The following is a 26,946-nucleotide window of genomic DNA, read 5'->3' on the forward strand; positions in this document are numbered from 1 at the left end:
GCAGCCACTGTTCGCAAAACAGATGGCCAGCCGCATTCTCTATAGCTTGAAAAATATCTGCCTTTTATACAGCCAATAACACAATCCCCACTCCAGCCCCCATGTAACGAAAGCGGCCGCTATCTGCCAGGGTATAAATATCCTGACAATACCATTCAACCACTGAGCGCCGACTGTTTCAAAGAAGACATAGATGAATATGGCATTCATCCCTACCACTACCGCAATCCAGGTATAACGCTGATGATCCCTGATGTCAATCCACCAGTACAGTGCCGCCAGTATCAGCAATACCCAGCCCGCAGATGCCAGTACAAAGCCTGCCGTACTAATACGCTTGATGATCGGAGATATGGCTGTAATGTCCAGGCCGAAACCGAGCAGTAAACCTAACACTCCCGCCAGCGCAAGTACAAGTATCTTCCGGTTGCTACCGGAAGCAGACATTAACAACTTTCCTGCTGTCACTCCCCATATAGTATGCGCCGCCGTCGGGATAACATTGATGGCCACCCACCCATCTTCGTTGATCTTTCCCATCAGCAATGTATCCATGTACGCGCCGAAATTATGGTACTCGACAAACGGCTGATCAAACCCCGGCATTAAGACCGTACGGTAGAGTATATCATTCAGTATAATTAATCCTACCCCTGCCAGGATCTGCACAGTGTACGACCGACCGATCACCAGGTAGGCAATAATACCGGTTACCGACAATTGCGTAAGCACATTCCAGAGCTCCCACACCAGCTTACCTGCATAAATACAGTGCAGCCCTGTTCCCAGCAGGAACAACTTCAGACTACGCCAGGCGATATGCCGGAAATTGGCTGACCAGCTGACGCCCTTACTAAGCTTACTCCTGTAGGAAATGTACATCGCTGTACCTGCCATAAACATAAACGCTGGCTGCACCAGATCCCAGCATCTTAGCCCATGCCAGGGGTGATGAAAGAATTGCCGGATGAAAGCGTTATCGTACCACTCGTGCAATGACTCATATACCCGGCAGCTCTCGCCCGCCAGTAAGATCATGATAAAACCGCGCATAACATCCAAAGAAAGCAAGCGATTGGTGCGTTTTTCCATCTTTTTGTCTACTTAAAACTAACTAATGCTTATATCCTGGTTCCTGATCTACCATGCTTACTCAAAGGCAATCTGTACAATCTTGCCTCCATCGGGCATATTACCCAACGTGGCCGACCAGTCTCCTTTCGTAGCCTGTATACCTATACGCAAGGCGGTCGTAGCGGCCAGACCTTTCAACTTGCTTCGTGATAACCGCAGCTCGAACTTCAGTACATTACCTTCCTGCTGCTTTGCGCCCACGGTATAAAACTCAGTAACGCCGGATACATCGAAGGTGAAGGCGTTCTGATCGCCTTTATGATAGAAAGCATCAAACCAGTCGCTCAGCACTGCGCCTTCCAGTAGTACATCATAACCTCCCCCTGGAAAGCCGCCGGTAAGCAATCCGGTGCCGGCATTATTATCAGTATCCATGTAGAAGTCATAAATATCTGCGTTAGCGACCTTTGAATTTACTTCCAGATACACATATACATATGAGGCGTCATAGTCGAATTTAGCCCGGCGGAAGTAGGTTTCTCCCGCTCCGGAAACCGTTTCATAGTCTGTCACCGCCTCCCAGTCGGCCAGTGAATTATCATCCATCTTCACGGGTGAGGATTTAGCTATATACACCACCGTCGATCCTTCGGTCACCTTGCCTTCCGGGGTCGTGGCGTACAGTGTGGGCACGTACTTGCCTTTGCCAGGATAGGTATGCACCGGACTTTCCTCTTCCGAGGTAGTGCCGTCTCCAAAGTCCCACCTGTAAGAGGCTGCACCTGCCGTTTTATTGGTGAAAGTAACATCATTGCCATTGATGCTGACCTCAAAGAAAAGGTCTGCGTCAGGGGTAACTTTATCATCGCTGCACCCACTGAATAGTGCAGCTGCTATCATGCTGAAAAAGAGATATCTGATATGCATAATCATCAGGCATTTAAGAGTAGATTAAGGATTCTGCGCACACAGTTTGTTAGTCTGTATCTCATCAATCGGAATATAGTAGATCACCCGCTTGTGATCTGGCGGAAGGACCATATTACCGTATCCGGCGGGGCGCTTACTCAGGTCTATATCCGACTCTTTTAAACCTGGCAAATGGTATCCCCAATAGGTACGGTTGAGTGACTGCTTGTTCCTGTATACGTCAAATGCGCGGTGCCCCTCAAAGGCCAGTTCTATCCTTCTTTCCTTCAGTACTGTTTCCAGCAGGGTTTTACCGGCGGGTAACTGTCCGTTATATAAAGCGTTCTCGAGGCCACGGTTCTTCCTGATCATGTCCAGATCGTTCAGTGCGGAGGAGGTATTACCCGCTTTCGCTGCTGCCTCTGCCCTGTTCAAGTACATTTCTGCCAGCCGGAAAAGGATGGGAGAACTCAACGTCGGACTACCACCCTGACCCGAAAACTTGAGGATGTAGTATGTTTCTATACCGTTCTTCTTCTGTAAGTTACCGCTTCCGTCTTTCAGCGGTTGTATATAAGACCAACGGGCATCCTGCGGGTATGCTGACATGGTATCACGCAGTGACTGCGAAGCAAACTCCTCACCCCAGCCTGAGTTGCCGTCAGAATAGATCATAGAAGCGATCGAACCTCCTTTGCCATAGTCATCTACTGTTGTAAATGCGATGCAGAATATTGTCTCCTTACTGCCGGTTGCATTTGCAAACATGGACCTGAAGCCTGCTGCTGTCTCCAGTCCGAACCTGCCTGTATTGATCACCTTATCACTGTAATAGATAGTGCTGTCGTTATTGCCCTTATACAAATACGCTCTGGATAGTAATGCCCAGGCAGCTTCCTGAGAAGCATACTGTACTCCACGCTGTTGCTGCATCAGTGATGCGCCCTTCTCTGCGTCTGCGATGACCGAGGCATATACTTCGGCTACGGAAGACCTGGCCTTGGCGGATGGGTCACTTGTAGAGGTACGCAGGATAATACCATCTGCGGAAGGATCCTGGGTATATGGACGCCCATAGAACTTTACCAGGTTGAAGTGGCAAAATGCCCGCAGGAAGTAACACTCCCCGATCAATTGCCTGATAGTGGCATCGGGATTGGGTATGGCTTCCGCTGCTTCTATCACGGTATTGACATCATTGATGATCTTGTAGGATATATACCAGAAGTAACGGCTATTGGTCTGCGTAGGGGTATGATTCAACGAGAAGCTATAATACAATGGGTCTGTCGTGGTCTGTCCACAGACAATATCATCGCTGGCAAAGTCGCTCATCTGGAAATACTGGCGCAGGTACATATTGTTCAGGTCTGTCGTTCCGTTAAATTCCACATGATCCTTAAAGAGCGCATATGCGCCGCTTAACGCCTGCTTCAGTCCCTGCGTCGTCTGCGTCAGCGTTCCTGTGGTCAGTGAATCGCTGGGGTTGATATCCTTCAGACAACTACCAAACAGCAAGGGAAACGCGAGTATTATGAACAGAAATCTTGTTGTCATATGCTGATAGTTTACTAGAACCTGATATTTATGTTAAAGAGAAACTGGCGATTGTTGGGATACTTAAAGTCTGATACGCCAGGCATGACATAGCTACCGGAAGTAATGGTTGTGGCAGGATCCTGTCCAAGGAACCTGGTGAAGGTATACACATTGTCTGCGGTAAGCGACAGCGTCACACCATCCATATGCCAGCGGCTCATTAAACCCTTTGGCAGCCGGTAGGATAAGGAGATGTTCCTGATAGCCAGAAAGTCGCCATCCTTCAGGTAACGGGTAGAGGTTTCGGTGGAATTGGCGGCGTTCTGCGGACTAGGCTCTGTTGCTTCATCGCCAGGATGTGACCAGATTTTATAGTCATCCGGTAGCTGGATCTGATTATAGTACGGCTCATTGCCGTCATTCATTACAAACCGGAGGCTGTTACTGAACACTTTATTGCCTGTCAGATAATAGGCATTGACGCTGAGGGACAGATTTTTATATGTCCATTGCGTAGTAAACCCACCCTGTAACTTGGGCAAGGCAGATCCGACTTCCTGGTAGGTAGCGCTGGCATAGTCTGATGTAGCTGACCGGGATATCTCTTTTCCGCTGGCATCCCGGTTGATGACCTCCCATTGCGGCGCACCGGTTTCCTGGTTTACACCCAGCCATTTGGGCATATAAAACTCGTACAGATTACCCTCGTTCCGGTATATCTGTGAGATGCTCCAGGTGGGCTGGGTACGGGTAATATCACTGGGCAGCTCTCTGAGTTTGTTGGTGTTATAATTGATATTAAAGTCGGTTGTCCACTCGAAATCCTGGGTTTTGATATTCACTGTACTGATACCCAGTTCAATACCGTTGTTGATCACTTTACCAACGTTCTCCCACCTTTGTTCAAAGCCGACAGAAAGCGGTTGTGGCACCTGTAGCAGCAGATTGTCTGTTACGTTATTATAGGCGTCAATTGTCAGGTTGATCCTGTTGAACAGACCTATGTCAACGCCGGCGTTGAACTGTCTTTTACTCTCCCAGGTCAGGTTCGGACTGGGTAACTGAGAAGGTGTTGCTGCGGTGCCACCATTATATTGGCTGCTCAGTGCATACAGGCCCAGGTAGCGGGATGAACCAATATCCTGGGTACCAGTCACGCCATAGCTTGCCCGTACCTTCAGGTTGCTGAACAGCTTACTGTGCAGCAGGAAGTCTTCATTGCTGATCTGCCACGCAGCAGATACTGCCGGGAAAGATCCGTACCGTTTGCTGGCGGGAAAGGCAGTAGAACCATCTACACGGTATGATCCTGTCAGGAAGTACTTATCCTTGTAGCCATAGCTGACCTGGGAGATAAACGACTGAATAATCGCCTGGTCATAAGAGCCGGTGACCAGCTGGTTGTTGGATATTACATTCAGCACAGATAGTCCTTCAGGCAACCCTTTACCAGAGGCTCCCAGTATCTCCGTCTTACTGTTCTCAATAGCAATACCTGCCAGACCACTGATGGTATGATCACCGGCGCGGAAATTGAACTTCAGCAGGTCATTGGATATGACGCCATAAGAGAGTGTACTCAGTTCGTTCAGGAAGCCTGTACTGAAGTACTGTCCTGCCACTACAGGCGAATAGTAGTCGGACCCCTTGTTATAGCTTACAGCGGCCCTGTTGCTACTGGTGAAAGTTAACCAGTCTGTGATATTGATATTCAGTCCCAGATCATAGTTTACGTCAAAGTTCTTATATGGATGGTTGGAATTACGGATGGTATGGATAGGGTTGACTTTATCCCTCGACCACCATTTAAAAGGTACATTCCCATCTACAAAGACGGGGTTGCGGTTCTGATCATAGGGGTTATCCCATGGCATATTGAGGTAGGCATAATACACATCCTCATAGTTATAGCTGTTACCGGTGGCACCGCTGATATTGATATTATTGTTAACATGCACCTTTTTCGAGAAGTGGTAAGTGGCATTACCCCGCAGGTTGATGCGCTGGTAACCGGTATTCATAAAGGTACCCCGTTCATTATAGTAGGAAATACCGGTATAGTACTCGCTCTTCTCTGTGGTACCGCTGGCGGATACATACACGTTCTGCATCGGCGCGGTACCAAACATGGTGGTAAGCCAGTTATAGTCCTGGCCTTGCAAAGCCTTCGGCCGTTCTCCGTAAAACTTCAGAATATCGATCTTATAGGAGTTGTCGTTGGTACCTGGGATGTAGTCCCGGTAGAACTCTTTATGCCGGTTATACAGCTCACTGCCGTTCATCATCTGCATACGTCCGAAGTCGGGTGTACGGAAGCCGGTAGTTACCTTGGCTTCAAAGCGGGTCTTACCCAGTTTAGCCTTTTTAGTGGTAACAATAATGACCCCGGCATTGGCTTGCGAGCCATACATAGCGGTAGCGCCGGCATCTTTCAGTACGGTGATGCTCTCTACGTCATTCGGGTCGTAATTACCGCCAATGATACCATCTACCACGAATAGCGGTGTTTGTGAAGCATTCACAGACGATACACCCCGCAAACGAAGTTCGGCGGCTGTACCTGGTACACCGGAGCTATTGACCACCTGCAGGCCGGCCACTTTACCCTGTAACATACTACCCACGTCGTTGGTGGTAACGTCTTTGAGTTTCTCTGCTGATACAACGCTAACGGCGCTGGTCAGCTCACTCTTCTTTTTATCACTGTATCCTACTACTACCACCTCATTGAAGTTGCGGGTATCTTCTTCCAGTGAAAGGCTGATGTTATCCGTTGCAGCGATTTCCCGGGTAGTAAACCCGACATTGCTGATGACCAGCACATCCTGGCGGTGTACCCCGGCCAGGCTGAAACGGCCTTGTGCATCGGTCTGTGTGCCTTTACGGGTACCTTTTACCAGTATGGTAGCACCAGGTAAGGGACCACCGCCCGCAGCACTGATAAGCCCAGTGACAGTAATGACAGTATCTGGCGGGACGGCGGGACGGTCAGCGGCGGCAGACACTCTTTTAATGACAAAATTCTTCCCTTCCAGGGTATAAGCAATCTGCTGGCCGCGCAGACAGATGTCCAGCACTTCCTGTACGGCGGCATCCCTGACGTGGAAGGTAACAGGTAAGGTGTTAGCCAGCACCCTTTCAGAATAGACAATGGATACGCCGGTCTGGGTAATGATCTCGGCAAATACATCGCGAAGGGGCATATTCCTGGCTGTAAGCGTCACTTTCTGGGAGTATCCTGCTGCACTGACATGCAGGATAGTTACCAGCAGGAGGAACGAGGTAAGTTTCATGACCAGGCAAATTTTGGTTGATAGCCCGCGCGTCAGGCGGGCCTGTACATAACAGTCGAATTGCATACTTTTGCAGTGTTTGGTAGTACTTAAATGGTCTTACAGCGATTATTGAGGATGCCAGCTCACTTGCCGGAGGTGTTGCGAGCATCTCCGGCTTATCACCGCATCTTCCTGGTTGATACTGATTATGGTAATACGATTACTTTCCGACCTTCTATCCTGAAATGATTCAATCCGTTTCCTTCCAGCAATGCCAGTACATCTGCCAGTTGCAGATCCCTACCTATACCACCCCCATATAACTCTGTGGCAGGACTGGTGTTATACACGATGTCTACATCATACCATCGGGCTACTTCCCTGAGAATAGCGGGTAGTGCCATATCATTGAAAACAAACATGCCGTTCTTCCATGCGGTCACTTTTCTGAGGTCTGCCGCACGGACTGCCAGCTGCTGATCCTGGTTGTTCGCTACTGCTTGTTGTCCCGGCTGTAGCAATTGTTGTACACTACCTTTGTTGACCCGGATACTACCGGTAAGCAGTGTGGTGTTAACTGATTGTTCGTCTCTGTAAGCCATGATATCGAACGTGGTACCCAGTACCTGTACTTCTATATCATGTACTTTCACTTTAAATGGGTGCTGCGCATCGGGCGCTACTTCAAAATATCCCTGCCCGTCCAGTTCCACTATGCGTTCCTTGCCGGAGAATACGGTAGGATACCGCAACATAGAAGCGGAGTTTAGCCATACTTTAGTCCCATCCGGCAATACGAGCCTGAATTGTCCTCCTCTTGGCGTAGTCAGCTTATTATAGTGTATACTGCCGTCGGTTGGCTGACCGGCATATAACAATTGCCCGTTGCTTTGCCGGATGGCTACCTTCCCCTGACTGATCACCTGATTACCTGCGCTGTCCAGGGTAACGGTAGAACCATCTGCCAGGGTCAGCACGGCTTTATTGCCTGCAGGTAATATGGGCGGCGCTGGTGCAGATTGTACCGTTGTAATCTGCGCGGTTTTCTTTTCCGCGGATAACCACCAATAGCCTGCACCTGCCAATAATAGCACGGAGGCAGCCACAGCTATCTTTCTGAATGGCAGCGATCTCCGGATAGGAACAACCGGTTTGATATGGAGGTATGCCTGTTCATAGTCGATATCCGGTGCAGGATGGGCCGTATGCCAGATCTCTTCGAGCAGGTCCCCCGGGATGTCGGGCCCGTTCTCCTGCCCGATCATCGCAAACAGTTCCTCCAGCTCTTCGCGGCTGCAGGTCTTGTTGACATAACGTGCTAACAGATAAGCGATTCTTTGTTGATGATCAGGCATATAATCATAAAGACGAACGTGAACAAAAGGAGGACCGTGAAAATGGAAAAAATATTTTCAGTAACCCGAAAGAACCAACAGCAGCAGCAGCAATTCTGAGTGCCGGGACAGGAACTGGCGCAGAAAACGCAGTGTTTCTACCTGTACATTCTTTACCCTGCTTTTGGATAACTGCAGGCGACTGGCGATGGTGGCATGGTCCAAACCCTCGTGCCGGCTCAACCGGAAGATGGTACGTTGCTGGTCGGTTAGCCTGGACAAAGCGGTATTAATCAGCTGCTGGCTTTCCCGGGCATCCAGTTGAAGCTCCAGGGTATCAGCTGCTTCTGAGATATTAGCCCATACCTGTTCGACCAGCTTTTGCTGCCGGGCAATTTTACGGAGGTGATCCAGGGTTTTATTACGGGCCAGAATAAAGATATAACTGGCAGGGTTAACCACTACCGGCAGCTGTTCCCTGCTGGTCCAAAGCTTCAAGAAGGTCTCCTGCAATATATCTTCCGCATCTACTGCCGAGTGGGTCAGGTGAAACACAAAAGCAGCTACCTGCCTGCTATGCCGGTCATATAGCTGACGGAAGGCGGCTTCATCACCCTGCCTCATTTTCTCTAACAATGCTGTATCGGTATCTGGCTGCATGCGTAAAAACCGCTGTTTCCCTTTAGCTACGGTAAAATGTTATCCATCTAAAAATACAAAAAAACTATACTTATCCTTCTTATCTTGCACACAGATTCATCTTTATACCAATACCATATCCCTATGTACGCTGCCGGTACTTTCTACAAGGCCTCAGGATTAATAAAACCCAACCGATTACTGTTAGCAATATTTGGCGGCATTTCACTCTCTGTCCTGATTGGCTGGTTGTTTTATACGCTCACTTCCCTCCTGTCTTTTGTCTATCTGAACTTCCTGCTGCTTTTTGCCGTCGTAGTAGTAAGTGTTGCAGCATATACCATGTTATCGGTAGTAAGCAAAAACAGGCATCCGGTGGTCAATATGTTCCTGTATATAGTGTGCTGTTACCTGGCCTGGTCGTCGCAGTGGAGCTTCTTCAATATGAGGTGGAACTATGGTTATTCTTTTCTCGAAGGCACCTTTAATCCTGCCGCTACTTTTCAGATCATCGCGCGGCGGATGGTGCAGATCGATACAGAAAACTTTAATCGTACAGCAGGTAGATATCCTTTCAGTGGAAGTGCGGCGGCCTTCTTTTATGTGACGGAGTTCATTGCATTTATGTCACCCCTTATCTTCATCACCGAGCAAAAAAGATATTACTGCGAAGGCTGTGATGTATTTCATCAGCGCAAAGATGCTTATGTAACAGCAACAGCCGCTTTCCTGTCAAAACAGGAAGGCGATGCTACAACGCATCTGTACCGCTTCCTGCCGGATGTAAGCTATTACAGCAGGCTGGCGCCTACCACTAAAAAGGCAAGAGAGATCATCCGGGTAACTATACATTATTGTCCAAAATGCCTGGACAACAATATAATCTGTGTATCAACGTTTGAACAACAACCAGGTGCCCGCAATAAAAATATGGCAGCACTGGACCATGAGAATAAAATTACTGACGGGATGTATATTGAAAAGGATCTTGCACAGGTTTTAATCCGTAAATTCGCATAAGCTTCCAACCCAATAAATTCAAAAACGGTCCGCAGTTGCGGACCGTTTTCTTACCAGCTACTTCATATGTATCATAAAGCTGTTTCGTCTGCGCCTATATCCACTCTGTTATTCTGCTTACGTGACTGCTTATCTATATCCAGCTCTCCGGATGCAGGCACAAAAGCAGGATTACCGGCATTGATACAGGCCGAGCCACTTGCCAGGTGAAGATTCAGCGAACCTGCTGCGCTGCTTACAAAGGAAGGTATACCATAGGTGGATTGTGCATCCAGTCCGGTACCGCTCTGAAACGCGGCCAACGAACCGTAAGTAGTACCATTAATACCACCCCAGTCAAACGTAATTGTGTTGGCTGTACCAGACTGCGTATAATACCTGTTATAGTTCATAGCAAGGTTGGTAGTAGTATAACCCAATAAGGCAATGACAACTATGTTGCTGGCAGACTGCACAATGTTATTTGAGATGGTTACCTGATCCGTGTTCTGTAGACTGATCTCGCCTCCCCAGCCACCGTTGGTATAGTTCTTAAATAAGGTGTTGTTAGACGCAGTAGTCCATGTTACTTTGCTACCCGCTGCATTAGACCCTATTACCAATCCTGCTTCCTTGTTGTTGTAAATGAAGTTACTCCTGATATTAATTCCTTCAGCCGTGCGGTTGGCGTTCTCACATCCAACGGTAATACCTGCCCCATTATTGAAGCTGGTATTGCCTTCAACATTGATCCACTTACCGCCATCCACATAAATACCGCCGCTGGTCGCCACCGGTGAAATACAGTTATATACCACATTGCCTTTGACGTTACCATTACGGGCAAAGTTGACACTATCGGGCGCGCCCGTCCAGCTATAGTGACCTGTCATATCAATACCGATATTCCGGATATGGTGGACGATGTTATTCTCAATAAGGAAGTTATTGACGTTACCAGACAGGGTCATAGCCTCACTGAAACCGGTATTGCAGGCATACACCTGGTTGCTGCCGAAGTAGATGCCGGAATAGGCCGTGGCAGTAGTCCCCACCACTACCAGCGGGTTGGCATTGTTAGAAGCAGTAGGTACGGCGGTGGAATCGGTTGTCCAGCCGATGTTATAAATGCGGCAGGAAGTGACCTGTACATCCGTACCGGAGCCGCTTACGTAGATACCTGCTGCGAAGCTCCTGATGTTATTGGCAATACGTATGTTATTGACCCTTACATGGCTTTTACTACTGATGCTGATCATAGCGTTCTGCGCATCATTGGTAGCGCCGACGCCATCCAGTATTACCGTACCGCCACTATAGTTGGTCAGTGTGATCGGCTCTGTGGACGAAGCGCCGGAATGCGGCCAGCTGAGACGTTCTTTATACGTTCCTGCCGCTACATAAATAGTACTGCCCGCACCTTCGGCGGTTTTGTTAAGAGCTGCCTGGATAGTTTTCAGGGCAGCAGTGGCAGACGTACCGGTGTTGGCATCATTACCGGAAGCGCCGTTTACATAATAATTCGTGATGGCCAGCAATTGCTCGGGAGTTGCTGTATCCGCGGGTTGTTCAACCTCTTTCTTCGTGCAGGAGAACAGCGTGGCCAGTAAAAGGCATACGATGGCATTCTTCATAGTGGTTTGTTTTGTTATGAGGGAAATTTTCAATCGTAAAGACGAACCTCGTATAACTAAAGGACCGTGGCGCAGCCATAATTATTTGAAAATAAAACGAATAACAAAAAACTACTATCTACATAAATTTAATTTTCAGCATAATTAGGAAGATTCAGGAAAAATGGCATAGTTTTGTATGCAGTACTGTATAAATTGATAAACCATAAAAAGTCTGGCTATGAAAAAGTTATTTTTGAGTTTAGCTGCCGTGACGGTGCTATTCGCTTGTAATAACAAACCGTCGCAGGAAGAAGCTATAGAAGCTGCTAAACAGGCAGCTGTAGATTCTGTAAATAATGTAAACGCTATAAATGTGGCAAAACAACAAGCTATCGACTCAATGAAAGCTGTTGAAAAGCTGCGTGCTAAGAACGCTCCTTCTACTGTCAATCATAGTAATAGTAACAGTGCAGATAACAGCGCTCCTGCTGCCTCTACTGCTACCGCTACTACCGAGAAGAAAAAAGGCTGGAGCCATACTGCTAAAGGCGCTGTAGTGGGCGCTGGTACCGGTGCGGTAACAGGTGCTATCATCAACAAGAATGACCGTGTCAAAGGTGCGGCTATCGGTACCGTAGTAGGTGCTGGTGCGGGTGCTGGCGTCGGTGCTATCGTTGATGGTGTCAAAAAGAGGAAAGAAGCTAACAAACAGTAATTGTTGGCGGAACATAACATTTTGCACAAAGCCGGACGTATTATACGTCCGGCTTTGCTGCTTATAGTCCCTCCCCCTACCTACATGGCACACTATTCGTTTCGATTCCTGCAACTAAACTGTTGTTATGAAACGGGTAATGTTTTTAGTACTCATCTCTTTATGTGTCTCAATGGCTGCCAACGCCCAGACACGTTATGTAAAAGTACCTGCCGGTTACCTCATGGTCTTACGCCAGGGTGACGATCTTTTTACTCAACTTGAAGCTTTTATGCTGAAAGAAAAAGCGCCCGCTGTCAATTTTACCGGGATGGGCTTCGTCAATGCCAGGTTTGGCTTCTTCAATCAGCAAACAAAAGAATACGATCCCAGATCATTTGATAATGTGGAGCTGGCCAGCATGCAGGGAACGATTGGCTGGCAGCAGGATTCGGTGTCTATCCATGCGCACGGAGTAGTAACCGATAAAACATTCCAGGCTTACGGCGGTCACCTGCTGGGTGCGACTGTCAGCACCGGCTCTTTGGAGATCATGATTACTGTACACGATAAACGGTTTGAACGGGCTAAAGAAGAAAGTATCGGAGCCAATGTGCTGCAACTGAAGGATTAACTGCAGTTTCTGTTGCACTTTGTTATACCGCTGGCGGCTGACAAACTCCCGGCGGGATAATCCTGTCTCCGCCTCCCGCGCGGGTTCCAGTAAAAAATATAGACAAACTTCACCCGTCAGCGCCTCGGATTTGCGGTTTATTCAACCGTTATCGAAGGTGATTTAGTAATGTGTAGATGCTGCCCCTCTCCTGCCTGAATATCCGTTAACCACCCCTCGGCTACGCCTCAGCAGGTTGTGGTAATTTTGCTTATTACCAAATCCAGTTACCATGGCAAAACAACAATCACTGATCATCTTTACCGGCAGACTCGGTAACCAGATCGGTTATAACCGGAAAGGCAAATATTTCTTACGTAGCCGGTCCAACGGTATTCAGCAAACTGCCGCCAGCAGAAAGGCGGCGTTGCGTTTCGGAAGAGCAAGCAGGAAGGGCGCGCTGATACGTAATGCAGTATATAATGCGTTGGACATACCCTGTGACGGGGCACATGTCAACCGGCTGAATAAGTGCCTGATTCCGGCAGCAGGCGCTGATATTAACCAGACAAAAGGCTTCCGCTTCAACCAGGATGCAGGAACCGGGCAGTTCTTTCAACTTGCACCGACAGTAACCCGTGATGGCCGGATCAGCATCGCGCCACAGCATCTGCCGGCTATCAAAGGCATTACCGGGCTGGAAGTGAAGATCATTGCTGTGAGGATACATTGTGCCGCACATGTTACGACCGGCGTACAGACGACGACCTTGTTTCTTCAGCCGGGAGCAGGCTTTGAGGGAACGTCTTTTTCTGTGCAGGTACCTGGCAATGGCAAGCTGTTGGTCATACTTCAGATAAGGGCCTTACAAAGCGGCATAGCAGTGCTAAACAGCAGGTACCTGGCAGCAGATATCATCGGTGTACTGGATACACCTGTTGTACTGCCAGCAATACAGGATACAAACTATCTTCCAGCACCGGCATACGGGGTACCGGTGGCAGTAGCTGTACCGGCTGACAAGGATATGCCGGTAACAGTTATCCAGCGGGAATAACCGGCTCAGTGCCTGCAAACTGTATCCTGGTAAGTATCAATATCCATTAAACACTGACATACGGTATCGGCTGTCCACACAGCCCACCCGCTTAACGCCGCCACTCCTGAGCGCGGCTATACCTGTATGTACAATAGTAACTTACCCATAACTACGCCGAGGTTCACCATCCGCTAAGACATCTCCGCCACAAGTCCACCTTTTCTTCTCCCTGGCTATAGCCAGATAAGGGGCTTTCCCTGAGCCGGCAAGCTATCTATGCCTCCACTACCTTGTCCCAGTCAACAAAGCTATTCAGGTCGTTACTGAAGAGAGACCTATCACCATGAAACAGGAAGACGTGTGCGTATGCCTGCAGCTGGAATCCGTTCTGCTCATCAACTACATAATAGCAGGTTCCAAAATGTTCATCCGGCATCTGCCCCACCCGCAGATCTATTCCCTGGATATCAAACGGCCCGTTCATATGCCGTACGCCGCCCAGCATGATATATGTTTCTACCGGGTCTTTAATGTCTTTCCATACACGGATACACAGGCGGCGGAAGGTGGTGCTGAACAGCCAGATCATGGCCTCGCCTCCCTTACATTGCTGTAAGTGTTCATTGATTCGATCAATGTCTTTGATGATAGTTACCATAAGATGAAAAATAGGCGATTCATCTTTCTTTGTCAATATGCTTAACATTAACTTAAACAACCCTGGATGGCTTTCCGGCCCTGAATACCAGTATACCACCTGCCAGTACAAGTCCCAGCAAAGCAGCAATAAAGAGTGGCCATCCCCAGCCGGTGAGTATGACACCGGTACCGGTACCAATAAACGAAGAACCTGCGTAGTAGAACAGCCAGTATAGGGAGGTGGCCGTACTCTTTCCCTCCCTGGCCTCCTGCGATATCAGGCGGCTGGCCAGCGTATGTGTAGCGAAGAAACTGAAAGTGAAGATCCCTAAGCCGGCAGCGATACCCGGCAACTGTGGTATCAACATTAATAGTAAGCCGGCCGCCATCACGGGGATAAATGCCCGGATAAGTTTTGCCGGTGGTATTCTGTCAGATACCCGTCCCGCAAACATGGTACCCAGCACGCCAATGGTGTACATCAGAAAGATGCCGGCAATGACGTAGTGAGGAAGTGAAAACGGTGGACTTTCCAGCCGGAAGCCGGTATAATTATACACGCTGACAAAACATCCCATCAGCAGCGAAGCGGCAAAGTAGATCAGTACCATAACAGGCTGCCGGAAAAAACTGCTCATTTGCTGCCATTTCTGTCCGACGTTGACGGGCAAAGCTACAAAGTGCTTCGAGGCGGGCAGCCGTTTTATAAAAAACAATCCCAGTATCAGACTGGAAGTACCTATAAATGCCGCTGCCCAGCGCCAGTCTGCCCAACCTGCAATTAACATCACCACAATACGGCCTGCCATGCCGCCAATGGCATTTCCGCTGAGATACAGACTAATAGCCAGGCCCAGTGAAGCGCCGTCTACCTCTTCTGAAAGATATGCCAGTGCAACGGCGGTTACACCTGATAATAGTGCTCCTTTTACAAAGTTAACGGCTATCAGCAACTCAAACTGATGAATGAATACAGATAACAACGTCAATACTGCGGAAGCCAGCATGGCAAAACCCATCAGGTGCTTGCGGGGAATGGCATCGGCTTTAAAAGAGAAAATAAACAATCCTGCGGCCATGCCCATGGTAGATGCAGACACTGCCCAGCTGCTATGTGCGGGCGTTACGCCAAATTCTTTGCATAGTAAGGGCAATACTGGCTGGAAAAGATATAACTGGGCAAAAACAGAAAGCCCGGAAAGAAAGATGCTGTTTTTGATACGGCGGAAACGAACGCTTCCCCTGGCCGCTTTGTTAATTGTCGGTGTCACTGTTGTCGATGCCTTTGCTGATGATCCATTCACCCTGCAAAGGTCCGCACATTAAGGGAATTTAAAAATGATATTTTCCGGCATTTTAATGCATTATCATCAGGAAACAGTGTTTGGTGTGCCGGCAACAATTCGGTGACCACCGCCGGCAGGAACTGCACACCGGATATACAGCATGCGTCATTAGGACAGTACAGGACAGTTAACGGAAGACTTTTTTTATATTCAGCCATTCATATAGCAAACTACAAACTCCACGTCATGAAGAAATCAGGTCTCATCAGCTTTCTATGCTGCCTTTTATTAATGGATGCCATCAGTCAGACCCGGGTGGGGTCGCTCCTTTGTGAAAACCGTGTCAATCCAGAGGGGGTTGATGTACCACACCCCGTATTCAGCTGGCAACTGAGCGGCGACCGCAGAAACATCCGTCAGTCAGCATATGAGGTGCGGGTCGGCAATACCCCGCAGACGCTTAGCCAGGGAAAGCAACTGGTCTGGCAAAGCGGCAAGGTATCCTCTGATCAGTCAGTACATATCCCTTACAACGGCAATGCGTTGTTGTCAGGCAGCAAATATTACTGGCAGGTAAGAATATGGGATGATAATGGCAAGGCGTCTGCATGGAGCACGCCGGCCAGCTGGCAGATGGCATTGTTACAACCGGCAGACTGGAAAGCCAGCTGGATAGAACCAGGATTTGCCCCGGACAGTGTACACAGACCGAGCCCGTTATTCCGTAAAACCTTTCAGACTTCCCGGAAGATAGCATCAGCAACCGCCTATATTACCTCCCGTGGCCTTTACGAGGCCCATATAAACGGGAAACGTGTGGGTGATGCCTACCTCACGCCCGGATGGACAAGTTACCGTAAAAGGCTGCAATATCAGCAATATGATGTAACTGACCTGCTACGTCAGGGCGACAATGCTATCGGCGTTACATTGGGCGTAGGCTGGTATGCCGGTTACCTGGCCTGGCAGGATAGTAAAAATCACTTCGGTTCCAGGATCGGACTGCTCTTCCAGCTGAACATCCGCTACACCGACGGCAGTGAGGAAGTGATCACCTCGGATAACAGCTGGAAATCTTCCCTCGGCAGCATCCGCTATTCCGAGATCTATCATGGAGAAACCGTTGACGCCAGACAGGAAAAGCCGGGATGGAATAATACCGGATATAATGACAGCGGGTGGTCAGGCGTACAACTCAGCGCAGATACCAGCAAAGCAAACCTGATTGCTACGATCAATGAGCCTGTCAGGAAACATGAAACGTTTAAGCCAGTGAAGATCTTCACGACACCCGCCGGAGAGAAAGTGATGGATTTCGGACAGAACCTCGTGGGATGGGTGCATGTGCGCGTGCAGGGGAAAGCAGGAGACAGTATTGTGCTGCAACATGCCGAAGTGCTGGATAAAGCAGGCAACTTCTATACAGAAAACCTGCGTGTGGCCAGGCAGCGGAACGTGTACATCTTCAAAGGAGATGGTGTGGAACAGTTCGAGCCGCACTTCACCTTTCAGGGCTTCCGGTTTGTGAAGATCACCGGCTTCACAGGTGAACTGACACCGGAAAACTTTACCGCATACGCCCTCTATTCAGACATGCCGGTGACCGGTAACTTCAGCAGCTCGCATCCGCTGCTTAACCAGTTGCAGCATAATATACAATGGGGACAAAGGGGTAATTTCCTGGATGTACCAACTGATTGTCCGCAACGTGATGAGCGCCTGGGATGGACAGGCGACGCACAGGCATTTTCGAGAACAGCCGCCTACAACTTCCAGGTCAATAACTTCTTTGCCAAATGGATGAAGGATGTGGCGGCAGACCAGCGTGCAGATGGCAGTGTACCATTTGTAGTACCCAATGTACTGGGCGATGGATCGATGGGCTCCGCGGGATGGGCGGACGCAGCGACAATCATACCCTGGAACATGTATCTGGCCTATGCAGATAAACGTATGCTGGAACAACAGTATCCGAGTATGAAAGCATGGGTGGAATACATGCATAAAAACAGCAAAGAAGACCTGTGGAATACCGGCTTTCACTTCGGAGACTGGCTGTTTTACCGTCCGGAGGACGACAACGATGGCCGGGCAGCGATTACAGATAAATACCTGATCGCACAGTGCTTTTACGCACATTCTACCCAGCTGCTGATCAATGCTGCCAAAGTACTGGGCAACACTGCCGATGCAGACACCTATAGTCATCTGCTGGAACGTATCAAAGCGGCATTTGTGAAAGAATATATGACGCCTGGCGGCAGATTGGTATCCAGCTCCCAAACAGCCTACGTGCTGGCTTTACAGTTTGACATGCTACCGGAGCAATTGCGGGAGCAGGCAGCAGCCCGCCTCGCAGAGAACATCCGCAGTTACGACAATCACCTGACCACCGGCTTCCTGGGTACGCCTTACCTTTGTCATGTACTGAGTCGCTTTGGCTACCAGGACCTGGCCTACACCTTGCTGTTGCAGGAAAGCTACCCTTCCTGGCTGTACCCGGTGAAGATGGGCGCTACCACCATCTGGGAAAGATGGAACGGCGAAAAGCCTGATCATACTTTTGCCACACCAGGCATGAACTCTTTTAACCACTATGCTTATGGCGCTATCGGGGACTGGATGTACCGGATAATGGTTGGCATTGACACCCGGGAAGATGCACCCGGTTATAAACACATTGTTATCAAGCCGAATCCTGGCGGTAATTTAACACAGGCAACGGGTAATCTGCAAACCTACTACGGCAACATCCGGTCATCCTGGAAACTGGAGAACGGTCAGCTGTTGCTGGAAGTAGATATTCCTGCTAATACAGCAGCAACAGTATACATACCGGTGAAAGAGGGCGGCACGGTGACCGAGGGTGGTAAGCCGGTGGGCGAACAGCGTGATATCAGTGCCGTAGGGACAGAGAAAGGGTTTGCAGTGGTGAAAGTCGGATCAGGGAAGTATCGATTTGCTACAGCTAAATAAATGTTCAGGCCCGGCAGAAAAACCGGGCTTTTTTTTACTCCACTACAATCTGTATGTGATGTAAATAAACTCCTGTTATGGTCTGGTCAGAAACGAGCGCTTACAGGTTCAGCCCTTTCCAGAACAGTAGTACAGATACGCCCATCTGCAGATAAGGTACAGGGTCAATTCTGTTATTGATGAAGTAGTTCGTCGGCTTGGCATTGTTTTCCAGTATCCTTCTTATCCAACTAAAGGCATCACCATACACAACTATCCTACAGGATAGCGCTGATGGCATCGTAGGTATAGTTAATATTTCCGATATTGGGCCATTGTTCAAGCGTAAGATATCCGGCCATATGTACGATGTATACTTCGGGCGATTCAACGAGAAAGTTATCCTGACCGATGAGGAGATGGAAATCATCAAAGCGCACTTAGTGCCAAAGACGCTTCGTAAGAAGGAGGTACTGTTGCATGAAGGCGAAATATGCAGGCAGATTGCCTTTGTAGAAAAGGGTGCCCTGCGGATGTATCTACAGGAAGAGAGTGGTCATCAACGCATCACACAATTTGCCGTTGAAGGCTGGACGATTTCAGATCTCTTCAGCTTCCTGACCGGAGAACCCGCTACACAGACAATCGATGCTTTGGAAGATACAACAGTACTGCTGATGAGTAAGGATGCACACGAAGCACTGCTTAAACAAATGGGAAAGTATGAAACTTACGTGCGTATGCTGATAACGAATGCCTATATCGCGCTACAGAAAAGATTTACCGCCTCATTCCGGCTGCCGCTTGAAGAACAGTACCAGCAGTTTGTAGGGACGTATCCGCAGATTGCCAACCGGGTACCGCAGCATATGATAGCATCGTATATGGGGCTTACACCAGCCACATTGAGCCGACTGCGTCGGCGTATAGCACTGCGGAAACAGTAAGGTTGGCCATTCCTGATAAGGAAATGACCAGGCGGTATTAAGATCCGGCGGAAGATGGCCTCAGCGTATTCAGATAATTTTTGAGTTCTTTCAGGTAAGGCAGGTATGCCTGCTGGGTATTTTCCAGCTTACCCAGGTTACGGATGCCCCAGTAACCGGAAACTACAAAGACAGTTACCTGCTTTGCATTGACGTCAACCCTTACAAATCCCTGCTTTTTACCAGCTTCAATATTGGCAGTCATGACCTTCATCCACTGCTGCGCCAGTTCCCTGAGCACCTTGCTGAAGTCTGCATTCCAGGGAGCCATCTCCTGCGTGAAGTTAGCTGCCGGACAACCATGTTCAACTTTCAGGAACTCGTCTTTCATCAGCAGATGATACATGAGATTGTATATGGCAGTCAGGGGATCCTGATCCCGCTGTAATGGGTCGATAAAGCTGTTACTGATAGTGGGCTTTAGTATCTCGTTGATGATGGCAATTCCCATTTCATCTTTATTTTTAAAGTGGTAGTAGAATGCCCCTTTTGTTACCTGCGTAGTAGCGATGATATCATCGATACTGGTAGTTTTATACCCCTTGATATAGATCAGTTCAAACGCCTTGCGTAGGATGTCTAACCTTGTTGCTTCCGATTTTTTCATAAAAGATACCATTGGGTATGTCCGGCAAAGAAAATGTAATTCACTGAATCCGGCAATTTCCATGCAGAAAGTGAGCAGGCTATGCTATCAGACACCGGCTGCCAAGTAATTGAGCTGGTGTATGGCAAACCGGCCGAGGCAGTATCTGTCAGGTGTTTGTCTTCGCCACCCGGAACATCGAAGAGCATGCAGGATAGTGTAGGCAATGCACCCGTCGATTTTACCTGGCAGGGAGCATAGCAATCCAGGCAGTCTATGGCAAACTCGTAATATACTGTTTTATCAGCCGGACGCCTTCTTCGTCTAATACGGTCGTACCGGTTTTGGGCATATGGTACGCTCCCATTACACTCATCCTGACCAATATATGTTGCTTGTTATACCCAATACCGGTTTCCCCATCCTGTGCGGTGTATAGCAGATTTAAGGAAGCGTTACCGGCGGCACCACCGGGCTGATGGCAATGAGCGCAGTTCATCTGCAGGTAAGCCCTGGCTCTTGCTGCTATGGGTAATGAGGTATCGTGATAGTCAGGGAGTGTAGTAATGGAGGAAATGGCTGACTGCTGTACTATCTGCTGTTGCATCAGGTAGGTAAGCTGGTTCAGTGAGCCCCCTTTCCTGGTAACAGAGATGTTCAGGTGCTGTGCCGTGGGACCTATAGGCGTGAGCGCATCACCTGACCGGTGGCAGCCGGCGCAGTCTTTACCGGCCGGAACCTGATAGGCGATTGTCTGTTTATTGCCGGCAGCGTTCTGAAAAGTGACAGGTACGACTGCGCCGTCAGTCAGCAGGTTAGCTTCCGTCTGCGTAGTATCCCACCGATAAGTGGCAGCGTTCCATTGGCCGTCTTTAAATATCAGCAACCGGGTTTCGATGATCTCCCGGCGGCCGGCACCTGCTTTTGAATAATAGAAGGTTTTGGCCAGTATAGTGCCCTCTGGGAATACAGGCAGCCCGTTACCAGCCAATACGATGGTTTGTCCGGCAGGCACCTTCACCAACCGCTGCTTCTCTGCATAGTCGGTGAATAGTGCCGAGGCGATGTCCAGCACTTCTACGCCGGCAGCGGGCTGCAATGTATACATATCCCCCTCGAAAAGCCTGTATGCGGACAGTTTGTCGGCAAATACCATATTATTGGTAACAGGTAGCGGCGCAGTGTTGCACGATGTGGTATACAGACCTATAGTCAATAGCAATAGGGCGGCCAGGAAGTGCTTAGTGGATGTCACAGCGCGTATACTTAACTGTTATTACCGTTACGTCCTTTTTCACTGACGAATGTTGCCGGCTTCAGTACGTATTTATCAATATAGAAAGTGCCAAACGGTATCATGCAGGCCAGTAATACTTTCCAGGTAGTCTGGAAGAACTTCCAGTTGTAAGTGACAGCGACACTTAAGGTAACAAGGACAAATAATGTAAATAGCAGGCCGTGCACCATTCCCACCATTTTTACCATGGCTGGCTCTCCGGCCCAATATTTCAGTGGCATAGCAATGAAGATCAGTATGATCAGGGACACCCCTTCCAGGAATCCGATAACCCGCAGCCGCCCGATAGGCGTTTTAAGTAGATGTAGCATAATATGTATGATTAAAAGAATCTGAAGTAAGGGCGGTGAGCGAATGGTGAAAATGGCCACGGTATAGCTACCAGGATAATCAGCAGCGCAAGGCTAAACCAGATAAGAATGGTTCGGAATTTCAGGCCGGCAGTCTCTATACGTTTCGCCCTGGCAGATCCGATAGTGATCAGTACAACCGCCACTACCATCAGTAGCAGGTGTATCAGGCGAAAGAAGGTGTGCTCACTTACGAGGCTGTGGCCTTCTGCTTCAATGACGTTATATTTAACAACAGGACTGATCATATAGAGGCTAAGACCGAGCATCAGTTGTATGTGCGCAATAGTAGCGGTAATATGTCTGACACTATTGTTAAAACGGCTGAACTGCCTGCCGGACCGGTAACCTTCCCATGCCATCCATATACCATAGATAAGGCTTGTCAGTACAAGCCACCTGGTGATGGAATGTAATGTTAAAAGTGTGTGATGCATTATAAACTGGTTCTACGGTGTAAAGATAATTACAAAACATACTAGTTGGTATGTTTTTAAAAGAAACCCTGTTTCGTGTAATTGTTGGGTAAGACCTGTGATGGGAGGAATAGCCCGGTGGGCAGATGTTTAGTGCAGGCTGTGGCAGGTGTGATCAGGTGTAAAAGAAAGAAAGGCAAACCCGGAAATGTACCGGATCTGCCTTTCAATAGCAGCGTGATATATGATTCGGGAGACCTGTTAGTCATATCCCGTAGCATTACAAATCAAGGTGCAGGTATATACTGGTACCGGAGATTTGTATAGTCGTTGCTGACAGGCTCACTGAACCTGGCGCTGGTGATTAGTCCGATACTGTCTTTTTCGTAGGAGTAGACCTCTGTCTTAATAATGGGTGCCCACTCAAATGATCCGATCTGCTCAACATAGTTCATCACTTTAGTCCTGACGTTGTTCCTGGAGATAAACGGCGGGTACAGGTAGCGGAATTTATCTTGGATGACCGGAAAATAGAGGTTCATATTCAGGTACCGGTACACATTGTTACAGGTATCATAGTTGTTATAGTCAATTACGTCTGACAAGGTATAACCGCCCCACTGACCTTCGTTCAATGTACGCCATTCTGCCAGGTTATTGCCTATATATGTATACCGGAAAGAATCTACCATTGGAAACTCGTTCATGGTGTAATAAGCGTATTGCCTGACTGACGTACCGCTGTATACAAAGACATGGGTGCCGGACAGCAATTGTTGCCCGTTTGACCCTGAAACTGTGTAAACGCGCAGTGTATCCATCTGGTTGTTTGCATTATAATGGATGCGTTTAATCATGCGCTGCGGTGGAAAGCCGGACAGCCAGCTATTAATCTGCGATACCCGGCGCTGACTGTCATAGGTAAAAGTATCTCTCCGGATAGTGTCAATACCATTTCTGTAATTCGGCGCGCAGCTGAGATTAACCCATGGCTGGTCTCCGCCTGCCGGATAAATAAACTCTTCTTTTATGTATTCTGTTTTACCGGGCAACTGCTCATATATTTTAGTGAGCAGCCAGTCGCCGGTAGATGGTTGTCCTGGTACGTGTTCGTACTTTGTACAGCCTGCCCAAAGAAGAGCGCTGCAACATATTAAGAGGAAGTATTTCATTGTTTGTAGTTAAATAGTGAGCAATTAGTTCCTGGCGTTGTACTGATAGATCTGGCTGTATCTGATGGCAACAGGCAATTCGATATAAGTGGAATTTAAAAGGTTGTACAAATCTCCGTAGGCGGAAGTATAATAATGAGTAATATCCAGCAGTGGCAGCCGCCGGGTCTGGAAGTTGTTTTTGGGCAATTTAGGAGCTGCCATGAGTATCCTGATGTCATCAAGCCAGGTATAGGAAGGCTCTATTTCGAGTGATTCCATGTGCGTCTGACGCAGGGCATTCGGACGATTGTCATAGTCAGACAGTTCCTGGTATACTGACTCCAGCCCGTTCATTCTTACACTAACCAGGTTTTGCTGACTATTGTAAACAAAAACGGCAGTATCAGGGGCTTTATTAGCATAGTGAGCAATCTTGCTGATGACGGTATCCTGGTATTGATAAACCGTACTGTCTACCAGGTAATAGCTGTTGAGCGTTGTGTTCAGCAGATACTTTTTACTGAGGGTTCTTCGTCCGCTACCATCGTAGCTGAACTCTTTCTTATACCGTTCAGCAGGGTAACTAGAGTGATCACCGAGTATATAGGATACTCGCTGCTGACTGTCATAGAAGAAGGTATCCGTCCTATCAAACGGAGTAGCCGGATTAATAAAATCTGTTCTGACATGGTAGTACTTTACTTTACCAAACTCGTTGTAGGTAAATTCATGCCGGGACATATCTCTTATACCTGCTCCTATGAACCTGTCTAATGACAGGTATTTGAGTTCCCATACATAGTCAATGTCTGTTGTCTGGCAACAGGTAGTTGTTTCTTTTTTACAGGCGCTGAGCATTGCCATGAATATAATGGCAAGGGGTATCAGCCTGAAAATGCGGATTGTGCTTTTCATAACATGATTGAGGTTAATTGAATAACATTCAGCAGACTGGTCTGTCGTAACTTATTACAGGGCTAATGGGGTCTATGATTTGGTTTTGGATTTTGGGTAATGCTAATTTAAGGTATATTGAGCTGTCATCAGAAAGTATTTTGCAACCCGGCCTAGTACGCACGATGGTGGGCGCTGATAAGGTAAGCCGGCAGCGGGTTTATTGCTGATAGCTGCGCAGGAGAAACGCATACAGCCGGCAGCAATAGTTATTCTTGCCGCTTAAGAAGATGAGGATTATTGCTGATAGCTGCGCAGGGGAAAAGCATACAGGCGGCAGCAATAGTTATTCTTGCCGCTTAAGAGGATGAGGATTATTGCTGATAGCGGCGCAGAGTGGACTGGCGCATCGCATAACAGGCGGGCGGCTTTTACCCGACTGGCGTTATAACAGCAGCTGACCCTGTGTAGTAGGATCAGCTGCGTGTCTTGCCTGAGAGAATGTTATTTGACATATTGTTCGTCACTCACCTTCTCCAGCCAGGTTACCACCTCGCCATTCAGTTCTTCCTGAATAGCAACGTGACTCATGGCTTTCCCTGGCGAAGCGCCATGCCAGTGTTTTTCACCTGGCTCAAACCACACCACATCGCCTGGCCTGATCTCTTCAACCGGTCCGCCTTCGCGTTGTACCCAACCCAGGCCAGATATAATAACGAGTGTTTGTCCGACGGGATGTGTATGCCAGGCCGTCCTAGCGCCGGGTTCAAACGTGACCAGTGCGCCAGCAGCTTTAGTAACATCCTTTTTCTGGAACAGCGGGTCTATTCTGACTGCACCAGTAAACCATGCTTCCGGTCCTTTAACAGATGCCTGCGCACCGTTTCTGATTATATCCATATCGGTTTATTTAATGAGTAATATGAGCTATTTATAAGCGAAACTTCTTTATCATCGGAAATGCCGGCTGCGTCGCTCAGTTTGCAGGCATCAGACCTGGTCAGGTTCGATTGTCCTGATCACTCTGGCAGGAATGCCTCCTACTACTGTATTATCCGGAACGTCTTTACTCACCACAGCACCCGCAGCAACAACTGCATTTTCTCCAACTGTAACACCTGGCAGAATAGTAGCGCCTGCACCAATCCAGGCATTACGTTTTATGAGGATAGGCTTACATAGCATTCCACGGCGTTCTGCCGGAGACAACGGGTGGTTTTCAGTGACCAGGTTTACCCGCGGACCGATCAGCACCTGATCCTCCAGCGTGATACCCCCCATGTCCAGGAAAGAACAGGCATGGTTGATAAATACGTTCTTACCGATAGAGATAAAGCGTCCGATGTTGGTGTAGAATGGAGCGAAGATAGTAGTACTTTTATCCACCGGACGTCCGATGATCTCACTCAACCTGTCGCGCACCTCATCAACGCTGGTGGCAGCATTTAAGGCCGGCGTCAAAGCCAGGGTACGGGCCACCAGTTCATCTACTTTCACAAACTCCGGATCGCTGAGTTGCACCAGCTCTCCTGCGCTTAATCTTTGGAAGATATCTTTCATTTCCCAAAGGTCGGTCATTCTGTCTGTACTGGCTTATGAAGATCAAAGCAATTATTAAGGATTTCAAACTACCGTCTCCCGGAATGCGCCAGGGTTAGTACCGGTAATTTTCCTGAAGAAGTTATTAAAGTAACTGGGATATTCAAAACCTAAAGCATAGGCAATTTCAGCAACGTTCCAGTCGGTGTGATGCAATAACGCTTTGGCTTCACGCACGATACGCTCGGCAATATGTGTGGTAGTTGACTTACCGGTGGTTTCCTTGACCGCTTTGTTCAGGTAATTGACGTGAATAGACAATGCTTTTGCATAGTCATGGGCAGTATTCATAGTCAGGGGGCGTTCAGCGGTTTCGATAGGGAACTGCCGTTCCAGTAATTCCAGAAATACAGCCGTGATACGCGACAAAGCATTTTTATGCTGGTTGAAGTTAGCCGAAGGCTGCATCTTCAGTGCTTCATGGATAATCAGGTTGATATAGTTGCGAATCAGGTCGTCTTTATAGGCATAGGTAGTCTGCTGTTCTTCAATCATTTTCTCGAATATCCCATTGAGGAAAAGGCGCTGCTGCTCCGTCATCATCAATATAGGCGTTCCACCGATTTTGAACAAGGGAGACTGCTGGAGGCTGTCAGACCGGTCGGCTGACTTCAGGAAGTCGCCCGAGAAAAGGCAGGTATAGCCCATGTAGGTGGTAGAGAGCGTCTCCCATGAATAGGGAACATGGGGGTTACCGAAGAATAGCACAGTGCCTTCCGCCTCAAAGCTTCTGTCAGCGTAATGAATGATGCTTTTTCCGGTAGTCAGGCAGATCTTGTAAAAGTCTTTCCTGCTATATATCCGGGTTGCGTTACTGTCACTTTCGATCTGCCACACGTTGAAGCCTTTCAGCTTCAGGTCCCGGTTAAAGTCAGACAGCAGACGATCATTTTTAATAGCCATACCACAAACTTAAGAAATTCAAAACTACGTAAGGGCTAATATGCTGGTGACAGCACCGATAGCAGCCGTCGTAGAAACGTGTAAGATAACTGTATACCTGGAGACGGGATAGCTAAAAGCACCGGTAGCAGCCGTCGCAGAAACGTGTAA

25 protein-coding genes are annotated in these 26,946 nt (G+C 48.4%); 6 read left to right on the top strand and 19 right to left on the bottom strand.

Annotated elements, in window-relative coordinates; all coding sequences use genetic code 11:
* Positions 1 to 39 precede the first annotated feature (39 nt).
* The 6 genes from K1Y79_RS22055 to K1Y79_RS22080 all read right to left on the bottom strand — a co-directional run bounded on the left by K1Y79_RS22055 (position 40) and on the right by K1Y79_RS22080 (position 8,791).
* Positions 40 to 1,092, bottom strand: a complete 1,053-nt coding sequence (locus K1Y79_RS22055; RefSeq protein ID WP_220252362.1) for an acyltransferase family protein — start codon at positions 1,090 to 1,092, stop codon at positions 40 to 42.
* A 57-nt stretch (positions 1,093 to 1,149) separates the two neighbouring features.
* On the bottom strand, positions 1,150 to 2,001 hold the full coding sequence (locus K1Y79_RS22060; RefSeq protein ID WP_220252363.1) for a PKD domain-containing protein: 852 nt from the start codon (positions 1,999 to 2,001) through the stop codon (positions 1,150 to 1,152).
* Positions 2,002 to 2,025: 24 nt separating this feature from the next.
* Positions 2,026 to 3,540 (bottom strand): RagB/SusD family nutrient uptake outer membrane protein, encoded by a 1,515-nt coding sequence (locus K1Y79_RS22065; protein WP_220252364.1) that lies wholly within the window; start codon positions 3,538 to 3,540, stop codon positions 2,026 to 2,028.
* A 14-nt stretch (positions 3,541 to 3,554) separates the two neighbouring features.
* Positions 3,555 to 6,815, bottom strand: a complete 3,261-nt coding sequence (locus K1Y79_RS22070) for a SusC/RagA family TonB-linked outer membrane protein (RefSeq protein WP_220252365.1) — start codon at positions 6,813 to 6,815, stop codon at positions 3,555 to 3,557.
* 188 nt (positions 6,816 to 7,003) lie between these two features.
* A complete protein-coding gene (locus K1Y79_RS22075) occupies positions 7,004 to 8,152 on the bottom strand; it encodes a FecR family protein (RefSeq protein WP_220252366.1) in 1,149 nt (382 codons plus the stop codon).
* Between the two features lie 57 nt (positions 8,153 to 8,209).
* Complete coding sequence (locus K1Y79_RS22080) at positions 8,210 to 8,791, bottom strand: RNA polymerase sigma factor (protein ID WP_220252367.1); 582 nt, start codon at positions 8,789 to 8,791, stop codon at positions 8,210 to 8,212.
* Positions 8,792 to 8,914: 123 nt separating this feature from the next.
* Here K1Y79_RS22080 and K1Y79_RS22085 point away from each other — a divergent pair, with 123 nt between their 5' ends.
* Positions 8,915 to 9,790 carry a hypothetical protein gene (locus K1Y79_RS22085; RefSeq protein WP_220252368.1) on the top strand — a complete coding sequence of 292 codons (876 nt, stop codon included), beginning with the start codon at positions 8,915 to 8,917 and terminating at the stop codon, positions 9,788 to 9,790.
* A gap of 71 nt (positions 9,791 to 9,861) precedes the next feature.
* On the opposite strand, the gene K1Y79_RS22090 is transcribed toward K1Y79_RS22085, so the two are convergent.
* Positions 9,862 to 11,403 carry a right-handed parallel beta-helix repeat-containing protein gene (locus K1Y79_RS22090; protein WP_220252369.1) on the bottom strand — a complete coding sequence of 514 codons (1,542 nt, stop codon included), beginning with the start codon at positions 11,401 to 11,403 and terminating at the stop codon, positions 9,862 to 9,864.
* A gap of 220 nt (positions 11,404 to 11,623) precedes the next feature.
* Between K1Y79_RS22090 and K1Y79_RS22095 the strand changes: the two genes are divergently transcribed.
* The 3 genes from K1Y79_RS22095 (at position 11,624) to K1Y79_RS22105 (ending at position 13,749) form a co-directional block, all read left to right on the top strand.
* A complete protein-coding gene (locus tag K1Y79_RS22095; protein WP_220252370.1) occupies positions 11,624 to 12,100 on the top strand; it encodes a YMGG-like glycine zipper-containing protein in 477 nt (158 codons plus the stop codon).
* A gap of 127 nt (positions 12,101 to 12,227) precedes the next feature.
* Positions 12,228 to 12,713, top strand: coding sequence for a PPC domain-containing DNA-binding protein (locus K1Y79_RS22100; RefSeq protein ID WP_220252371.1), 486 nt, complete (start codon positions 12,228 to 12,230; stop codon positions 12,711 to 12,713).
* A 271-nt stretch (positions 12,714 to 12,984) separates the two neighbouring features.
* Positions 12,985 to 13,749, top strand: a complete 765-nt coding sequence (locus K1Y79_RS22105; protein ID WP_220252372.1) for a hypothetical protein — start codon at positions 12,985 to 12,987, stop codon at positions 13,747 to 13,749.
* 256 nt (positions 13,750 to 14,005) lie between these two features.
* Here the strand turns inward: K1Y79_RS22105 and K1Y79_RS22110 are convergent, their stop codons facing one another.
* Both K1Y79_RS22110 and K1Y79_RS22115 read right to left on the bottom strand, forming a co-directional pair.
* On the bottom strand, positions 14,006 to 14,389 hold the full coding sequence (locus K1Y79_RS22110) for a hypothetical protein (protein WP_220252373.1): 384 nt from the start codon (positions 14,387 to 14,389) through the stop codon (positions 14,006 to 14,008).
* Between the two features lie 52 nt (positions 14,390 to 14,441).
* Positions 14,442 to 15,641 (bottom strand): MFS transporter, encoded by a 1,200-nt coding sequence (locus K1Y79_RS22115; RefSeq protein WP_317197499.1) that lies wholly within the window; start codon positions 15,639 to 15,641, stop codon positions 14,442 to 14,444.
* Positions 15,642 to 15,902: 261 nt separating this feature from the next.
* Here K1Y79_RS22115 and K1Y79_RS22120 point away from each other — a divergent pair, with 261 nt between their 5' ends.
* Positions 15,903 to 18,632 (top strand): glycoside hydrolase family 78 protein, encoded by a 2,730-nt coding sequence (locus tag K1Y79_RS22120; protein ID WP_220252375.1) that lies wholly within the window; start codon positions 15,903 to 15,905, stop codon positions 18,630 to 18,632.
* A gap of 100 nt (positions 18,633 to 18,732) precedes the next feature.
* On the opposite strand, the gene K1Y79_RS22125 is transcribed toward K1Y79_RS22120, so the two are convergent.
* Entirely contained in the window at positions 18,733 to 18,912 is a 180-nt protein-coding gene (locus K1Y79_RS22125; protein ID WP_220252376.1) for a hypothetical protein, read from the bottom strand.
* A gap of 61 nt (positions 18,913 to 18,973) precedes the next feature.
* On the opposite strand from K1Y79_RS22125, the gene K1Y79_RS22130 reads away from it, so the two are divergent.
* On the top strand, positions 18,974 to 19,558 hold the full coding sequence (locus K1Y79_RS22130) for a Crp/Fnr family transcriptional regulator (RefSeq protein WP_220252377.1): 585 nt from the start codon (positions 18,974 to 18,976) through the stop codon (positions 19,556 to 19,558).
* A gap of 37 nt (positions 19,559 to 19,595) precedes the next feature.
* On the opposite strand, the gene K1Y79_RS22135 is transcribed toward K1Y79_RS22130, so the two are convergent.
* The 9 genes from K1Y79_RS22135 to K1Y79_RS22175 form a co-directional block, all read right to left on the bottom strand.
* Positions 19,596 to 20,204, bottom strand: a complete 609-nt coding sequence (locus K1Y79_RS22135; RefSeq protein ID WP_220252378.1) for a TetR/AcrR family transcriptional regulator — start codon at positions 20,202 to 20,204, stop codon at positions 19,596 to 19,598.
* A gap of 253 nt (positions 20,205 to 20,457) precedes the next feature.
* Complete coding sequence (locus K1Y79_RS29445) at positions 20,458 to 21,438, bottom strand: c-type cytochrome (RefSeq protein WP_220252379.1); 981 nt, start codon at positions 21,436 to 21,438, stop codon at positions 20,458 to 20,460.
* 11 nt (positions 21,439 to 21,449) lie between these two features.
* Positions 21,450 to 21,791, bottom strand: coding sequence for a DUF3817 domain-containing protein (locus tag K1Y79_RS22145; protein ID WP_220252380.1), 342 nt, complete (start codon positions 21,789 to 21,791; stop codon positions 21,450 to 21,452).
* A gap of 11 nt (positions 21,792 to 21,802) precedes the next feature.
* On the bottom strand, positions 21,803 to 22,267 hold the full coding sequence (locus tag K1Y79_RS22150) for a hypothetical protein (RefSeq protein ID WP_220252381.1): 465 nt from the start codon (positions 22,265 to 22,267) through the stop codon (positions 21,803 to 21,805).
* A 266-nt stretch (positions 22,268 to 22,533) separates the two neighbouring features.
* A complete protein-coding gene (locus tag K1Y79_RS22155; RefSeq protein ID WP_220252382.1) occupies positions 22,534 to 23,418 on the bottom strand; it encodes a hypothetical protein in 885 nt (294 codons plus the stop codon).
* 24 nt (positions 23,419 to 23,442) lie between these two features.
* Positions 23,443 to 24,315 (bottom strand): hypothetical protein, encoded by an 873-nt coding sequence (locus K1Y79_RS22160; RefSeq protein ID WP_220252383.1) that lies wholly within the window; start codon positions 24,313 to 24,315, stop codon positions 23,443 to 23,445.
* 483 nt (positions 24,316 to 24,798) lie between these two features.
* The gene (locus tag K1Y79_RS22165; RefSeq protein ID WP_220252384.1) at positions 24,799 to 25,194 is read right to left on the bottom strand and encodes a (R)-mandelonitrile lyase; all 396 of its coding nucleotides are present in this window, start codon (positions 25,192 to 25,194) and stop codon (positions 24,799 to 24,801) included.
* 90 nt (positions 25,195 to 25,284) lie between these two features.
* Positions 25,285 to 25,854, bottom strand: coding sequence for a DapH/DapD/GlmU-related protein (locus K1Y79_RS29450; protein ID WP_220252385.1), 570 nt, complete (start codon positions 25,852 to 25,854; stop codon positions 25,285 to 25,287).
* A 63-nt stretch (positions 25,855 to 25,917) separates the two neighbouring features.
* The gene (locus K1Y79_RS22175) at positions 25,918 to 26,796 is read right to left on the bottom strand and encodes a helix-turn-helix domain-containing protein (RefSeq protein ID WP_220252386.1); all 879 of its coding nucleotides are present in this window, start codon (positions 26,794 to 26,796) and stop codon (positions 25,918 to 25,920) included.
* Between the last annotated feature and the right edge of the window lie 150 nt (positions 26,797 to 26,946).

The organism is Chitinophaga rhizophila, assembly GCF_019492185.1.
GTDB classification, from domain to species: Bacteria; Bacteroidota; Bacteroidia; order Chitinophagales; family Chitinophagaceae; genus Chitinophaga; species Chitinophaga rhizophila.

Excerpts from the sequence above, each read along its gene's own strand:
- K1Y79_RS22110 (WP_220252373.1), bottom strand. The coding sequence starts at position 14,389 with ATGGTAACTATCATCAAAGACATTGATCGAATCAATGAACACTTACAG.
- K1Y79_RS22075 (WP_220252366.1), bottom strand. The coding sequence starts at position 8,152 with ATGCCTGATCATCAACAAAGAATCGCTTATCTGTTAGCACGTTATGTC.
- K1Y79_RS22130 (WP_220252377.1), top strand. The coding sequence starts at position 18,974 with ATGTACGATGTATACTTCGGGCGATTCAACGAGAAAGTTATCCTGACC.
- K1Y79_RS22105 (WP_220252372.1), top strand. The coding sequence starts at position 12,985 with ATGGCAAAACAACAATCACTGATCATCTTTACCGGCAGACTCGGTAAC.
- K1Y79_RS22095 (WP_220252370.1), top strand. The coding sequence starts at position 11,624 with ATGAAAAAGTTATTTTTGAGTTTAGCTGCCGTGACGGTGCTATTCGCT.
- K1Y79_RS22055 (WP_220252362.1), bottom strand. The coding sequence starts at position 1,092 with ATGGAAAAACGCACCAATCGCTTGCTTTCTTTGGATGTTATGCGCGGT.
- K1Y79_RS22080 (WP_220252367.1), bottom strand. The coding sequence starts at position 8,791 with ATGCAGCCAGATACCGATACAGCATTGTTAGAGAAAATGAGGCAGGGT.
- K1Y79_RS22175 (WP_220252386.1), bottom strand. The coding sequence starts at position 26,796 with ATGGCTATTAAAAATGATCGTCTGCTGTCTGACTTTAACCGGGACCTG.
- K1Y79_RS29450 (WP_220252385.1), bottom strand. The coding sequence starts at position 25,854 with ATGAAAGATATCTTCCAAAGATTAAGCGCAGGAGAGCTGGTGCAACTC.
- K1Y79_RS22065 (WP_220252364.1), bottom strand. The coding sequence starts at position 3,540 with ATGACAACAAGATTTCTGTTCATAATACTCGCGTTTCCCTTGCTGTTT.
- K1Y79_RS22165 (WP_220252384.1), bottom strand. The coding sequence starts at position 25,194 with ATGGATATAATCAGAAACGGTGCGCAGGCATCTGTTAAAGGACCGGAA.
- K1Y79_RS22160 (WP_220252383.1), bottom strand. The coding sequence starts at position 24,315 with ATGAAAAGCACAATCCGCATTTTCAGGCTGATACCCCTTGCCATTATA.
- K1Y79_RS22085 (WP_220252368.1), top strand. The coding sequence starts at position 8,915 with ATGTACGCTGCCGGTACTTTCTACAAGGCCTCAGGATTAATAAAACCC.
- K1Y79_RS22070 (WP_220252365.1), bottom strand. The coding sequence starts at position 6,815 with ATGAAACTTACCTCGTTCCTCCTGCTGGTAACTATCCTGCATGTCAGT.
- K1Y79_RS22125 (WP_220252376.1), bottom strand. The coding sequence starts at position 18,912 with ATGCCATCAGCGCTATCCTGTAGGATAGTTGTGTATGGTGATGCCTTT.
- K1Y79_RS22155 (WP_220252382.1), bottom strand. The coding sequence starts at position 23,418 with ATGAAATACTTCCTCTTAATATGTTGCAGCGCTCTTCTTTGGGCAGGC.
- K1Y79_RS22100 (WP_220252371.1), top strand. The coding sequence starts at position 12,228 with ATGAAACGGGTAATGTTTTTAGTACTCATCTCTTTATGTGTCTCAATG.
- K1Y79_RS22120 (WP_220252375.1), top strand. The coding sequence starts at position 15,903 with ATGAAGAAATCAGGTCTCATCAGCTTTCTATGCTGCCTTTTATTAATG.
- K1Y79_RS22090 (WP_220252369.1), bottom strand. The coding sequence starts at position 11,403 with ATGAAGAATGCCATCGTATGCCTTTTACTGGCCACGCTGTTCTCCTGC.
- K1Y79_RS22150 (WP_220252381.1), bottom strand. The coding sequence starts at position 22,267 with ATGCATCACACACTTTTAACATTACATTCCATCACCAGGTGGCTTGTA.
- K1Y79_RS22135 (WP_220252378.1), bottom strand. The coding sequence starts at position 20,204 with ATGAAAAAATCGGAAGCAACAAGGTTAGACATCCTACGCAAGGCGTTT.
- K1Y79_RS22145 (WP_220252380.1), bottom strand. The coding sequence starts at position 21,791 with ATGCTACATCTACTTAAAACGCCTATCGGGCGGCTGCGGGTTATCGGA.
- K1Y79_RS22060 (WP_220252363.1), bottom strand. The coding sequence starts at position 2,001 with ATGCATATCAGATATCTCTTTTTCAGCATGATAGCAGCTGCACTATTC.